Source organism: Rhodopseudomonas sp., assembly GCF_013377015.1.
Classification (GTDB): Bacteria; Pseudomonadota; Alphaproteobacteria; order Rhizobiales; family Xanthobacteraceae; genus JARJEH01.
The window spans coordinates 1,652,755-1,666,098 of the sequence record NZ_JACABA010000001.1; the positions used below are offsets into that span (position 1 = coordinate 1,652,755).

Sequence of the window (13,344 nt, forward strand, 5' to 3'; positions counted from 1 at the left end):
ACTCCGCGTCCCTGCGGGGCTGATCTGAACGTCATCCCGACCTGCCGATCGGTTTAGGTCCGTCGACCGCACGATGAGAGGCTCCATGAGTACCGGCGTAAATCCCCCGCTTGCCCGCCACGCGATGGCTTATGTTCTGGCGGGAGGTCGCGGCAGCCGGCTGATGGAACTCACTGACAAGCGCGCCAAGACCGCGGTGTATTTCGGCGGCAAATCCCGGATCATCGATTTCGCGCTGTCGAACGCGCTGAATTCCGGGATCCGGCGCATCGCGGTGGCGACCCAATACAAGGCCCACAGCCTGATCCGACATCTGCAGCGCGGCTGGAACTTCTTCCGCCCGGAGCGCAACGAGAGCTTCGACATCCTGCCGGCGAGCCAGCGCGTGTCCGAGGAGATGTGGTATCGGGGCACTGCCGACGCGGTCTATCAGAACATCGACATCATCGAGAGCTACGATCCGAAATTCATCGTGCTGCTGGCAGGCGACCATGTCTACAAGATGGACTACGAGAAGATGTTGCAGCAGCACGTCGACCAGGGCGCCGACGTCACCGTCGGCTGCCTCGAAGTGCCGCGCGCCGAGGCCTCGGGCTTCGGGGTCATGCACACCACCCCCGATGACGTGATCCATACGTTCCTGGAAAAGCCCGCCGATCCACCGGAGATCCCCGGCAAGCCAGGGATCTCGCTGGCCAGCATGGGCATCTATGTGTTCGACACCAAATTTCTGCTCGAGGAGCTGAAGCGTGACGCCTCCGACGCCAATTCGTCGCACGATTTTGGTAAGGACATCATTCCCTATTTGGTCCAGCACGGAAAAGCCGTGGCGCACAACTTCAACAAGTCCTGTGTCCGCTCGCATGCCGAGGCCGCCAGCTACTGGCGCGATGCCGGCACCGTCGATTCCTATTGGGCGGCGAATATCGATCTTACCGACATCGTTCCGCAACTCGATCTCTACGACAAGGACTGGCCGATCTGGACCTATGGGGAGATCGTGCCGCCGGCGAAATTCGTCCACGACAAGGATGGTCGGCGCGGCGCTGCAACATCGTCGCTGGTATCCGGCGGCTGCATCATCTCCGGCGCGACGCTGCGCCACACGCTTTTGTTTACCGGGGTCCGGGTGCATTCCTATTCCAGCGTCGAGGGGGCGGTGATCCTGCCTTACGCCGACATCGCCCGCTCCTGCCGGCTGAAAAACGTTGTGGTCGACGCCAATGTGCGGATCCCGCGCGGGTTGGTGGTCGGCGAGGACCCCGAACTCGATGCCGCGCGATTCCGCCGCAGCGAACTCGGCACCTGCCTGATCACCCAGTCGATGATCGACAGGCTCGACAAATGAAAACTGTCACGGCGCTATCCGTCGCGTCGGAAATCTATCCCTTGATCAAGACCGGCGGCCTCGCCGATGTCACCGGCGCGTTGCCGGCGGCTTTGAAGCCGCATGGCATCACGATGCGGACGCTGGTGCCGGGCTATCCGGCGGTGCTGGCCGGCATCGAGGATCCGCATCCGGTGCATGTCTTCGCCGAGCTGTTCGGCGGCGCCGCGCGGCTCCTGGCGGCGCGCCAGGACGAACTCGAACTGCTGGTGCTCGACGCCCCGCATCTCTTTGCCCGGGCCGGAAATCCCTATGTCGGACCGGATGGCAACGACTGGCCCGACAACGCGTTCCGGTTCGGCGCGCTGGCCAAGGTCGCCGCGATGGTCGGGCAGGGCTTGGTCGACGGTTTTTCGCCGCAGATCGTGCATGCGCATGACTGGCAGGCCGGGCTGACGCCGGCCTATCTGCGCTACAGCGGCAAAGCTTCGCCTGCGACCGTCTTTACGATTCACAACCTCGCTTATCAGGGCCAGTTTCCGCGCGATCTACTCGGCGCGCTCGGCCTGCCGGAGCGAGCCTTCGCAATGGACGGCGTCGAATATTACGGCGCGATCGGTTATCTCAAGGCCGGGTTGCAGCTCGCCGACCGCATCACCACGGTGTCGCCGGCCTATGCGCTGGAGATCCAGGGACCGGAAGCAGGCATGGGACTCGACGGTCTGCTGCGGCTGCGCGCGCAACAGCTCAGCGGCATCCTCAACGGCATCGACGACCAGGTCTGGGACCCGTCCACCGACATCCGGATCGCCGCCAATTACGACCTGCACACCATCGCGGCGCGGTCGCGCAACAAGCTGTCGCTGCAGGGCAGGTTCGGGTTGCGCCCGGAGCCCGGCACGCTGCTGATCGGCGTGATCAGCCGGCTGTCCTGGCAGAAGGGACTCGATTTGCTGATCGAGGTGTTGCCGACCTTGCTGGCCGACGGCACCCAGCTGGCGCTGCTGGGTTCCGGCGATCCGGCGCTGGAAGCGGTCTTCCGCACCGCCGCGCAGGCCCATCCGGGCCAGGTCGGTGTGGTGATCGGCTATGACGAAAGCCTCGCGCATCTGGTCCAGGCCGGTGCCGACGCGCTGCTGGTGCCGTCGCGGTTCGAGCCTTGCGGCCTGACCCAGCTGTGCGCGATGCGCTACGGCGCGGTGCCGGTGGTGGCGCGGGTCGGTGGACTGGCCGATACCGTGGTCGATGCCAATGAAATGGCGATCGCCACCGGGGTTGCGACCGGGGTGCAGTTTTCGCCGGTGACGGCCGATATGCTGGCGGCGGCGCTGCTCAAGACCCGCGCGCTGTTCGCCGACCGCGCCGCCTGGCGCAATCTGCAGATCAACGGCATGACCACCGACGTGTCATGGCGCAACCCGGCGCAGCATTACGCCAGGCTGTATCGGGAGCTGCTGGCAAGCCGCTGAGGGCGACGTCGCGTTTCCTCCCCGTTGCAAGGACACCGCACCACGCGCGTCATTCCGGGGCGCGAGGCCGCAGGCCGAGCGAACCCGGAATCTTGCAGCGTTGCCGTGTGGCGAGATTCCGGGTTCGCTCGCAGCTGTCGCTGCTCGCGCCCCGGAATGACAGCCTGTCTTGATGCGGGCGGCTGTGCTCGCCTCAGACGCCTTCGAATAGCGCGGTCGACAAATAACGTTCCGAGAACGACGGCACGATCGCCACGATGGTCTTGCCGGCGTTTTCCGGTCGCTGGCCGAGTTCGATGGCCGCGGCGATCGCCGCGCCGGACGAAATCCCGCCGGCGATGCCTTCGTTGCGCGCCAGCGCCCGGGACGTGGCGATCGCGGTGGCGCTGTTGATCTTGACGATCTCGTCGATCACCGAACGGTCGAGAATATCCGGCACGAAGCCGGCGCCGATGCCCTGGATCTTGTGCGGGCCGGGCGCGCCACCCGACAGCACCGGACTTTCCTCCGGCTCGACCGCGACCACGCGCAGCGACGGCTTGCGCGGCTTCAGCACCTGCCCGACCCCGGTGATGGTGCCGCCAGTGCCGACGCCGGCGACGAAAATGTCGATATTGCCTTGCGTGTCGTTCCAGATTTCCTCGGCGGTAGTGCGGCGGTGAACCTCCGGATTGGCGAGGTTCTTGAATTGCTGTGGCATCACCGCGTTCGGCGTCGAGGCGACCAGCTCCTCGGCCGCGGCGATCGCCCCCTTCATGCCCTTGGCGGCTTCCGTCAGCACGATCTCGGCACCCAGAAACGCCAGCATCTTGCGGCGTTCGATCGACATCGATTCCGGCATCACCAGTTTCAGCCGATAGCCCTTGGCGGCGGCCACGTAGGCCAGCGCGATCCCGGTGTTGCCGGAGGTCGGTTCGATCAGCAGCGTGTCCGGCTTGATAATCCCGGCCTGTTCCATCGCGGTGATCATTGCGGCGCCGATCCGGTCCTTCACGCTGCCGGCCGGATTGAAATATTCCAGCTTGGCCAGGATCGTCGCCTTGACCCCGTGCTGCTGAGGCAGCTTGTTCAGCCGCACCAAGGGGGTGTCACCGAACGCCTCGGCGACGCTGGCATAGACCCGGCCGCGGCCGGGCTGATGCGTCGACGGGGCGGAAGCGGGCTGGATCGATGCGGGTGCTGCGCTGGACATGGACGCCTCCGGGGTATGGGGGTTGGCAAGGATGTGCGAGTTCGGATCAGATATCCTGATCGGGACCGCGTCAACGCACCCGGGAAACATGGAACAATTGCCTTCCGCGGGCGGCTTCCAGAGGACGTCCGTTTCGCGGGATTGCCAGATTTAGGCTGAAATACCGGCAGCTGATCGCAGGACAATTCGTCTGCCCCTTCACAAGGCCGTCACGCTGCCTGTAGTATGCCAACTCATGCTGCTTCGCAGCGTTGGATGGGGGCCAGGAGCGTTACTTGAACGCACATGTCTCGCAAGGCGGTTGGCCGGTATTGGTGTTGAACGCGGACTTCCGGCCGCTCAGCTATTATCCGCTTTCACTTTGGTCGTGGCAGGATGCGATCAAGGCGGTGTTCCTCGACCGCGTCAATATCGTTGAGCACTACGACCACGCGGTGCATAGCCCGTCGTTCGAGATCCAGCTGCCCAGCGTGGTGTCGCTGAAATCCTTCGTCAAGCCGACCACGCATCCCGCCTTCACCCGGTTCAACGTGTTCCTGCGTGACAAATTCATGTGCCAGTATTGCACGGCGCCGGACGACCTCACCTTCGATCACATCATCCCGCGCAGCAAGGGCGGTCAGACCACCTGGGACAACGTGGTCGCAGCCTGCTCACCGTGCAATTTGCGCAAGGGCAACATGACGCCGCAGCAAGCGCGGATGTTCCCGCGGCAGGCGCCGTTCGCTCCCACCGTGCACCAGCTGCATCGCAACGGAAGGCTGTTCCCGCCGAACTATCTGCACGACAGCTGGCTCGACTATCTCTATTGGGACACCGAGCTCGATCCGTAGCAGTGGCGCTCGGCTTCGTGCCGCCTCTCATAAGACCGTCACGTATTTTGACCCAAACTATCTTCGTGGCTCGACGCGCCCACGCACCCTGACCGTGCGCCCTTGCATGTGAGGCCTGCATCGTCCGGCCGAAGATGATGTTCTGTCAATTTTTGACTGACGAATTAGTCAAAAATGAACACCGATAGTGCGTGGACGTCATACATTCGTCCAATAAAATTGGACTTTTGGTATGCAGACGAGCCGCGCGGTGGCTTTCGTGAATTTGACTAATCAGTCAGTAATGATAAGTTTCTGTCGATATATTGCTCTTCGGAGACTGGCATCTTGACGACCATCGAACTGCCCAAGCGAGTTGCCGGAAAGCGAGCCAGGGGAAAGGAACGGCGTCGGCAAGCCATTCTCGATGCCGCTTTCGATCTGTTCATCAGCCAAGGTTTCGCTGGCACGCGGCTCGACGAGGTCGCAGAGCAGGCCGACGTCGCCAAGGGCACGATCTACCTGTTCTTCAAGGACAAGGAAGACTTGTTCGAAAAGGTGGTGCTCGGCGCGCTTGGTCCGACCCTGGACATGCTCGACAGTGCCGCCAATCGCGGCGACATACCGTTCAACGTGCTGCTTACCAGGATATTCGAAGCCTTTGGCAAAGAGATCTTGTCGACGAGACGTCGCGAGATCGTGCGGCTGATCATCATGGAAGCGCCGCGCTTCCCGCGGATCGCGAAGTTCTATCATCGCGAAGTGATTTCGAAGGGCATAGGCATCATTCGCAAATTGGCTCAGCGTGCGCATGCGAATGGCGAGCTGTCGTCGGATGCGCTGGTCCGGTTCCCGCAATTGCTTTTCGCGCCGCTGCTGCTGAGCGCGATCTGGGAAAGCCTGTTCTCCCGTCTCGAGCCGCTTGATGTCGAAGGTATGCTGGCGGCTCACCGCGAACTCCTGCTCTCTCCGTCGCAACCGAGGAGTTCGACATGAGCACGCGCATGAAGGCGATCCTGGCGATCGTGGTTTTGGTCGCCGGCATCGGCGGTGGATTTTGGTGGTGGCAAGGCCATCGGGCCAGCGATGGAACGCTCCTGCTGCAGGGCAACGTCGAAGTCCGACAGGTCAATCTGGGCTTCAAGGTACCTGGACGTATCGCATCATTGCTGGTCGATGAAGGCGCCAAGGTCGAACCGGGCCAGAAGCTAGGCTCGCTCGATCGGGTCTATTTTGAGGACAATCTCCGCCAGATGCGTGCCCAGCGCGACCAGTCGGCCGCCAATCTCGCGAAGATGGTCGCAGGCAACCGTCCGCAGGAAATCGCACAGACTGAAGCGCTGGTCGCCGAACGTGAGGCGGCGAGCGCAAATGCCAAGGTCAGCCTCGACAGGGCTACCCAATTGCTCAAGACGGCCTCCGGCACACAGAAGACCTATGACGATGCGGTTGCCCTCAACCGTCAAGCCGATGCGCAACTGACCTCTGCCCGCGAAGCGCTGCGTCTGATGAAGGCGGGATTCCGGCAGGAAGACATCGATCTTGCTCGCGCGCAACTCGCAGACAAGGAAGCTGCGATCCGGATCGCCGAGCGGCAACTGATCGACGCCGAACTGCTGGCACCCACGGCCGGTGTGGTGCTGAGCCGCGTGCGCGAGCTCGGCGCCATCGTCAACGCGGGCGAGACAGTCTTTGTCCTCAGCCTGACCACGCCGGTCTGGGTCCGCACTTATGTTTCGGAGCCGGACCTCGGACGGATCAGGCCGGGCATGCCGGTCGAATTGCGCTCCGACACGGCGCAAAGCGCGCCGATCAGGGGGCGGATCGGGTTCATTTCGACGACCGCGGAATTCACGCCGAAGACGGTGGAGACCCGCGAATTGCGGACCGCGCTGGTCTACCGGGTTCGTGTCGTGGCTGACGATCCGGACGGGATGCTGCGCCAGGGAATGCCCATGACGGTTGTTGTCCACGCAGGCACAGGCGTTGCGACGGCCGAAGGGAAATAGCCATGGTCTCGCCGCTGGTCTCGATCGAGGGCTTGTCCAAGGTCTTCGCGCCGAATGCTCCTGCGGCCATCCAAGCGCTGACGACTGAAATCAAGGCGGGACAGGTCACCGGGCTGGTCGGCCCCGACGGCGCAGGGAAGACGACGCTGATGCGGCTGATGGCGGCGCTTCTGGAGCCGACCGAAGGGCGAATCGCGGTGCTGGGTCATGACGCGCGCAGCGAAGCGACCGCGATCCATGACGAGATTGGCTATATGCCGCAGCGCTTCGGCCTCTATGAAGATCTGTCGGTGATGGAGAACCTCACGCTCTACGCCGATCTTCGCGGCGTGGTCGGCGACGAGCGCAAGGCGACGTTTGAGCGGCTGCTCGCCTTCACCGATCTCGCGCGCTTCACCGATCGGCTGGCAGGCGCGCTTTCGGGCGGCATGAAGCAGAAGCTCGGACTGGCCTGCGCGATGCTGAAATCGCCGAAACTGCTGCTGCTCGACGAACCCAGCGTCGGCGTCGACCCGATCTCGCGCCGGGAATTGTGGAAGATGGTCTACAGCCTGATCGACCACGGCGTCGGCGTGGTGTGGAGCACGGCCTATCTGGACGAAGCTGAGAACTGCGCCGAGGTGATCGTGCTCAACGAGGGCCGCGTGCTGTTTCAGGGCGACCCGAAAGCCATGACCGCCGGAATCTCCGGCCGTGTATTTCAGGTTCACGGCGCAGGCGCCGACCGGCGTTCGTTGCTGGCGCGGACGCTTGCGAGCCCGGACATCATCGATGGCGTCATGCAGGGCGAAGCGATTCGCCTCGTCACCGCCGAAGGAGCGGCGGAGCCGACGCCGCAAAGCATCGGCGCCAGCTCGGTGGTGATCAACAACGTGCCCCCACGTTTTGAGGATGCGTTCGTTGCGATGCTGGGCGGGCAACCGAAACGCACACTGACGGCGCCCGGCAGGCAGCCGGAACGTCACGACGGCCACGCACCCGTCGAGGCCAAGTCGCTGACGCGGCGTTTCGGTGATTTCACCGCCGCCGATCACATTACCTTTGAGATCGCCCGCGGCGAAATCTTCGGCCTGCTCGGCCCGAATGGCGCCGGAAAGTCGACGACCTTCAAGATGATGTGCGGCCTGCTGCGCCCCACCGAAGGCGCAGCGTTGGTCGACGGGCTGGACCTTTACATGGCTCCCTCCGCTGCGCGCGCACGGCTCGGCTATATGGCGCAGAAATTCTCCCTCTACGGTGACCTCAGCGTGGCGCAGAATCTCGATTTTTTCGCCGGCGCCTATGGGCTCTCGGGCGCCAAACGTCGCGAAGCGGTCGCCCGGGTCATCGACGCCTTCGATCTCAAGGCGAAGCTTCATCAGAACGCCGGCGGCCTTCCGCTCGGGTTCAAGCAGCGGCTCGCATTATCCTGCGCGATCATGCATGAGCCGCCGGTTCTGTTTCTGGATGAGCCGACGTCCGGCGTCGATCCGCTCACGCGCCGCGAGTTCTGGGGCTACATCAACGCCATGGTGGGACGTGGCGTCACCATCATGGTGACCACCCACTTCATGGACGAGGCCGAATATTGCGATCGCGTCGGGCTGATCTATCGCGGCAAATGTATCGCGATCGACACCCCCGAAGCCCTGCAGGCCTCGGTGAAGTCCAAGGAACTGCCGCATCCGACCCTCGAGGATGCCTTTATCGCTCTTGTCGAAGCGCACGACCTGCGTCAACAGCAGGCGGCCGCATGAGCACGATATCGGTCAGGTCCGGGCGCTGGCGTCGCATTCGCGCCCTCGTCGTCAAGGAGTCGCTTCAGGTCGTGCGCGACCCGTCGAGCTTTGTCGTCGCCTTCGTTCTTCCGGCGCTGCTGCTGTTCCTGTTTGGTTTCGGCATTACCTTCGATGCGACGCGGATCAAGGTCGGTCTGGTCGTCGAGGAGCCGACCCCGGAGAGCCAGGAGTTCGTGGCGTCGCTGTCGAACACCCGTTACTTCGACGTTCGCCAGTCCTCGAGCCGCCTATCGTTCGTCGACGACCTTTCCGCAGGCAAGATCAGCGGCATCATCGTTCTGTCCGGCGACTTCACCGAACGTCTCGCACGGGGCGATACAGCCGGCGTGCAGGTCATTACCGACGGCAGCGATCCGAACACCGCAGGTCTGGTGACCGGCTACGTGCAGGGCGCCTGGCAGTCTTGGCAATCGCAGCGTAATTTCGCCTCGGCCGCCTCGGCGCCGGGGCAGATCGACGTGCAGCCTCGATTTTGGTTCAACCCCGAACTTGAGAGTCGGCGGTTGCTGGTGCCGGGATCGATCTCCCTCATCATGATGATGATGGGATCACTCTTGACCGCCTTGGTGGTCTCGCGGGAGTGGGAGCGCGGCACCATCGAGGCCTTACTGGCGACCCCTGTCGGCACCCTTGAATTCATTATCGGCAAGCTGGTGCCCAACTTTATCCTGGGTCTGTGCGCCATGACGGTCTGCGTTCTGGCTGCTCTGTTCGTGTTTGACATCCCGCTGCGCGGCTCCCTGATCGTGCTGGTCGGATTTACCGCCGTCTTTCTTGCGGTGGCGCTCAGCCTGGGGCTGCTGATCTCGACCGTGGCAAGGACCCAATTCGTGGCGAGCCAGATGGCGATGCTGGTGGCGTTCTTGCCGGGTCTGTATTTTTCGGGATTTTTGTTCGAGATCGCGAGCATGCCGGCGCCGCTGCGGGCGTTCTCGGTCATCGTGCCCGCGAAATACTATGTCCGCGGCCTGCAGACCATCTTCCTCGCCGGCGACATCGGCTCGGTGCTGATCCCGTGCACGCTGATCCTCGTCTTCATGAGCACCGTGTTGTTCGTGCTTACCGCGCGCAACACCCGGCAGCGGCTGGATTGAGAGCGATGATCTGGACCAGGCTCTTGGCCCTGATAGTGAAGGAACTGCTAGCGGCGTTCCGCGATCGGAAGGCCCGGATGGCGCTCGTTCTGCCGCCGCTGGTCCAGTTCTTCCTGTTCGCCTACGCGGCGACGCTCGAAGTCAGTAATGTCCCCGTCGGAGTCTATAATCAGGATTGGGGTGCCTATTCCGAGCAATTGATCGGCCGCTTCGAGCGCGCATCGGCATTTTCGGAGGTCCGTCGCTATGCCAGCGAGGCGGACGCGCGGGACGCAATCGATCGCCAGGACGTCATGGTCGTGGTCCAGATCGGCCAGGATTTTTCCCGCAAGCTCGCCGGCGGCGAGAAGCCGAGCGTCCAACTGCTGCTCGACGGCCGCAAATCGAACAGCGCCCAGCTTCTCAACAACTACCTCGGAACCATTGTCGCCCAGTTCAGCGTCGATTTCCGCAACGGCCTCGCCTACAGGCCGATGAGCGAGATCGTCGACCGCAGCTGGTACAATCCCAACCGCGGCTATCGCGAATCCATGGTACCGATCCTGATTGCGACGCTGCCGATGACGATGGTCATGATGATTGTCGGCATGTCGGTGGCGCGCGAGCGTGAACTCGGAACCTTCGAACAGCTCCTGGTCTCGCCGTTGCAGCCGCTCGAGATCGTCGTGGGCAAGTCCGTGCCGGGGCTGATCGTGGGATTGGCGCAGTGCGCGATCATCGCGGTCATCGTCACCCAGCTCTTCGGAATCCATATCACGGGGTCCGTGGTGGTGCTGTTTACAGGTCTTACGATCTTCCTTGTCGCCACCATCGGCATCGGCCTGTTCATTTCGTCTTTCGTGTCGAATCAGCAGCAGGCGATGATGGGCATCATGGTCACGATGATGCCGTTGATGATGCTCTCGGGATTCAGTTCGCCGGTTCAGAACATGCCGACCTGGCTGCAACCGCTCGCGCAGATCAATCCGCTGACGCATATCGTCGTGATCATCCGCGGCGTCTTTCTCAGGGATATGCCGTTCTGGCTGGTTGCCGAGCGCTTGTGGCCAATGATCGCCATCGCGGCCGTGACGATTACAGCCGCTGCCTGGATGTTCCGGCGGAAAATTCAATGAGATCGCTACGGGACTGCGGTTTCCCTGGCGGGACCAGATCGCCAGCGTGTCTCACGTCGTGCCGCGATCGGCCTCGAATTCCTGCCGTGAAATCGAATAGATGTCCCAGACCGCGATGAACATCGCCGCGATCACCGGGCCGATCACGAAGCCGTTCAGGCCGAACGCCTCGATGCCGCCCAGCGTCGAGATCAGCACGACGTAGTCCGGCATCTTGGTGTCCTTGCCGACCAGGATCGGGCGCAACAGATTGTCGACCAGGCCGATCACCAGCGAGCCGTAGGCGATCAGGATCACGCCCTGCCAGATCGCGCCGGAAGCGAGCAGATAGATCGCAACCGGGATCCAGACCAGGCCGGCGCCCACCGCGGGCACTAGCGACAGGAACGCCATCACCACGGCCCACAGCAGTGCCCCGTTGATTCCAAGCAACCAGAAAATCAGCCCGCCCAGCGCGCCCTGCAGCAGGGCGATCAGCATGTTGCCCTTCACGGTGGCGCGGATCACCACGGTGAATTTCAGCAGCAGCTCGTCTTGCTGTTGTTCGTGCAGCGGCAGCGCGCCCCTGACCCGGCGCGCCAACAGATCGCCGTCGCGGAGGAGGAAAAACAGCAGATACAGCATGACGAACAGATTGACGACAAATTCGAAGGTGCTCTGCCCGATGTTGATCGCCTGTCCGGCCAGGAACTGGCTGCCTTTCAAGAGGCCCGCCGACAGCCGTTCCTGAAGCGCGCCGAGGCTGGCGATCCCGAACCGATTCATCAGTTCGCTGATCCACGCCGGCAAGGCATCGACGACCTGTCGAAACAGCCGGACCAGGTCGAGCTCACCCGACTGGATTTTCACATACATGCCGTTGGCTTCCTGCGCCAGGGCTGCGCCAATCAGCGACAGCGGCAGGATTACTATCATCACGATGATCGCGAGGGTCGTGACAGCGGCGAGGTTGCGCCGATGCCCCGTGGCGTTGCAGAGTCCCCGGTACAGCGGCGCGAACAGAATCGCGATCACGACGCCCCAGAGCACCGCCCCGTACAGCGGCAGCAGGATCCATCCGAACGCCAGCGACGCCGCCACGATCAGGAACAAGAAAAATTTGTTTTCGTACGTGTGCATAACGAAGTCCATCAAGTCGCTCGACGGGCGGGCAACCTTCGTCGCGCTCGGCGTCAGGCCATCCTGTTGCCTACTTGAGCCAAACCGTGACCCGGCGCAACTCCGGCAGTAGGGTCAGCCGACAACAGCGCGGTCTACAGCAGCATTGGACACATTTCGAATGGACGCAGCAACATTTGCAATCGAACCGGTCGTCCTGAACCTCGCGGTCGCGCTCGGGATTGGGTTGTTGATTGGCGCCGAACGGGAGCGCCGCAAAGGCGAAGGTCCGTTCCGCGCGCCGGCCGGAATCAGGACGTTCGCGGTGACCTCGTTGTCCGGCGCAATCAGCATATTGGTCGGCGGCGAGGTGCTTCTCGCCGTCGCAACCGCGGGAATCATCGTTTTGGCGACGTTCGGCTATTGGCGCGGGCGGGAGGACGATCCCGGCCTGACCACCGAAGTGGCGCTGATCGCCACGGTGATGCTGGGCGGTCTTGCGATGGAAAGAGCGGGGCTGGCCGGCGGCCTCGGCGTGACCGTGGCGCTGCTGCTCGTCGCCAGATCCCGGCTGCACCGCTTCGTTCGCTCGGTGCTGACCGAGAGCGAACTCGAGGACGCGCTGATTTTCGCCGGCGCGTCGCTTGTTGTGCTGCCGCTGGTGCCGGATCGCGCGATGGGGCCCTACGGCGCGCTCAATCCGCACTCGATCTGGATCATTGTCCTGCTGATCATGGCCATCGGCGCGGCGGGTCATGTCGCGGTGCGCCTGCTTGGCGCCAGGTTCGGACTGCCGTTGGCGGGTCTTGCCTCCGGCTTCGTCTCGAGTACGGTTACGATCGCGGCGATGGGCGCACGGGCGGCAAAGTCCAGCGACATTCTGGCCTCGGCGGTCGGCGGCGCCGCGTTGTCGACGGTAGCAACGATCGTGCTGATGGCAGCGGTCCTTGCGGCCACCAGCGCAGCGACCTTGCATTCGCTCGCGGTCCCGCTGGTCTGCGCGGGTCTGGCTGCGGTGGTTTACGGCGCGGCCTTCACGATTGCCGCCTTCCGGCAACAGGCTGAAAGCGAAGCGCAAAAAGGCCACGCCTTCAGCCTCTCCACGGCTCTGGCATTCGCACTCACGCTTTCGGGCATCATGCTCGCTGGCGCCGCACTGCAAGATTGGTTCGGCGAAAGAGGCGTTCTGCTGGCTGTGGCGCTCGCCGGCTTCGTCGACATCCATTCTGGTGCGATTTCGGTGGCATCGCTGGTCGCCAATGGAAAGATGACCGCGGGTGACGCGATCGTTCCGATTCTGGCGGGATTTTCGACCAACACCATCAGCAAGATCGTGTTCGCCAGGACCAGTGGCGGGCGCGCCTTTGCGGTTCGCGTGGTCCCGGGGCTAATCTTCGTCGCGTTGGCGGCCTGGGCGGGCGCGCTGGTGGCTCCGATAGCAAACTGAGCC

11 protein-coding genes are annotated in these 13,344 nt (G+C 63.2%); 9 read left to right on the top strand and 2 right to left on the bottom strand.

Annotated features, from left to right (window positions below; all coding sequences use genetic code 11):
• Positions 1-85 precede the first annotated feature (85 nt).
• Both glgC and glgA read left to right on the top strand, forming a co-directional pair.
• Complete coding sequence (glgC, locus tag HXX15_RS07915; RefSeq protein WP_296514561.1) at positions 86-1,348, top strand: glucose-1-phosphate adenylyltransferase; 1,263 nt, start codon at positions 86-88, stop codon at positions 1,346-1,348.
• Positions 1,345-2,796 (top strand): glycogen synthase GlgA, encoded by a 1,452-nt coding sequence (gene glgA, locus HXX15_RS07920; RefSeq protein ID WP_296514563.1) that lies wholly within the window; start codon positions 1,345-1,347, stop codon positions 2,794-2,796. The genes glgC and glgA overlap by 4 nt, the downstream gene beginning before the upstream one ends.
• Before the next feature lie 193 nt (positions 2,797-2,989).
• Here glgA and cysK read toward each other — a convergent pair whose 3' ends face one another.
• Complete coding sequence (gene cysK, locus HXX15_RS07925; RefSeq protein ID WP_296514565.1) at positions 2,990-3,988, bottom strand: cysteine synthase A; 999 nt, start codon at positions 3,986-3,988, stop codon at positions 2,990-2,992.
• Between the two features lie 275 nt (positions 3,989-4,263).
• Here cysK and HXX15_RS07930 point away from each other — a divergent pair, with 275 nt between their 5' ends.
• From HXX15_RS07930 to HXX15_RS07955, 6 genes are all read left to right on the top strand, one after another.
• A complete protein-coding gene (locus tag HXX15_RS07930) occupies positions 4,264-4,821 on the top strand; it encodes an HNH endonuclease (RefSeq protein ID WP_296514566.1) in 558 nt (185 codons plus the stop codon).
• A gap of 327 nt (positions 4,822-5,148) precedes the next feature.
• Positions 5,149-5,796 (top strand): TetR/AcrR family transcriptional regulator, encoded by a 648-nt coding sequence (locus HXX15_RS07935; protein WP_296514569.1) that lies wholly within the window; start codon positions 5,149-5,151, stop codon positions 5,794-5,796.
• An 8-nt stretch (positions 5,797-5,804) separates the two neighbouring features.
• Positions 5,805-6,809: an HlyD family efflux transporter periplasmic adaptor subunit gene (locus tag HXX15_RS07940; protein ID WP_296514898.1), complete on the top strand. Its 1,005-nt coding sequence runs from the start codon at positions 5,805-5,807 to the stop codon at positions 6,807-6,809.
• Between the two features lie 2 nt (positions 6,810-6,811).
• On the top strand, positions 6,812-8,545 hold the full coding sequence (locus HXX15_RS07945; RefSeq protein ID WP_296514572.1) for an ATP-binding cassette domain-containing protein: 1,734 nt from the start codon (positions 6,812-6,814) through the stop codon (positions 8,543-8,545).
• A gap of 5 nt (positions 8,546-8,550) precedes the next feature.
• On the top strand, positions 8,551-9,681 hold the full coding sequence (locus tag HXX15_RS07950) for an ABC transporter permease (protein WP_296514901.1): 1,131 nt from the start codon (positions 8,551-8,553) through the stop codon (positions 9,679-9,681).
• On the top strand, positions 9,603-10,796 hold the full coding sequence (locus tag HXX15_RS07955) for an ABC transporter permease (RefSeq protein ID WP_296514575.1): 1,194 nt from the start codon (positions 9,603-9,605) through the stop codon (positions 10,794-10,796). Before HXX15_RS07950 ends, HXX15_RS07955 begins: the two co-directional genes overlap by 79 nt.
• 51 nt (positions 10,797-10,847) lie before the next feature.
• On the opposite strand, the gene HXX15_RS07960 is transcribed toward HXX15_RS07955, so the two are convergent.
• Positions 10,848-11,915: an AI-2E family transporter gene (locus HXX15_RS07960; RefSeq protein WP_296514577.1), complete on the bottom strand. Its 1,068-nt coding sequence runs from the start codon at positions 11,913-11,915 to the stop codon at positions 10,848-10,850.
• 160 nt (positions 11,916-12,075) lie between these two features.
• Between HXX15_RS07960 and HXX15_RS07965 the strand changes: the two genes are divergently transcribed.
• Positions 12,076-13,341, top strand: a complete 1,266-nt coding sequence (locus HXX15_RS07965) for a DUF4010 domain-containing protein (protein ID WP_296514580.1) — start codon at positions 12,076-12,078, stop codon at positions 13,339-13,341.
• Positions 13,342-13,344: the final 3 nt, after the last annotated feature.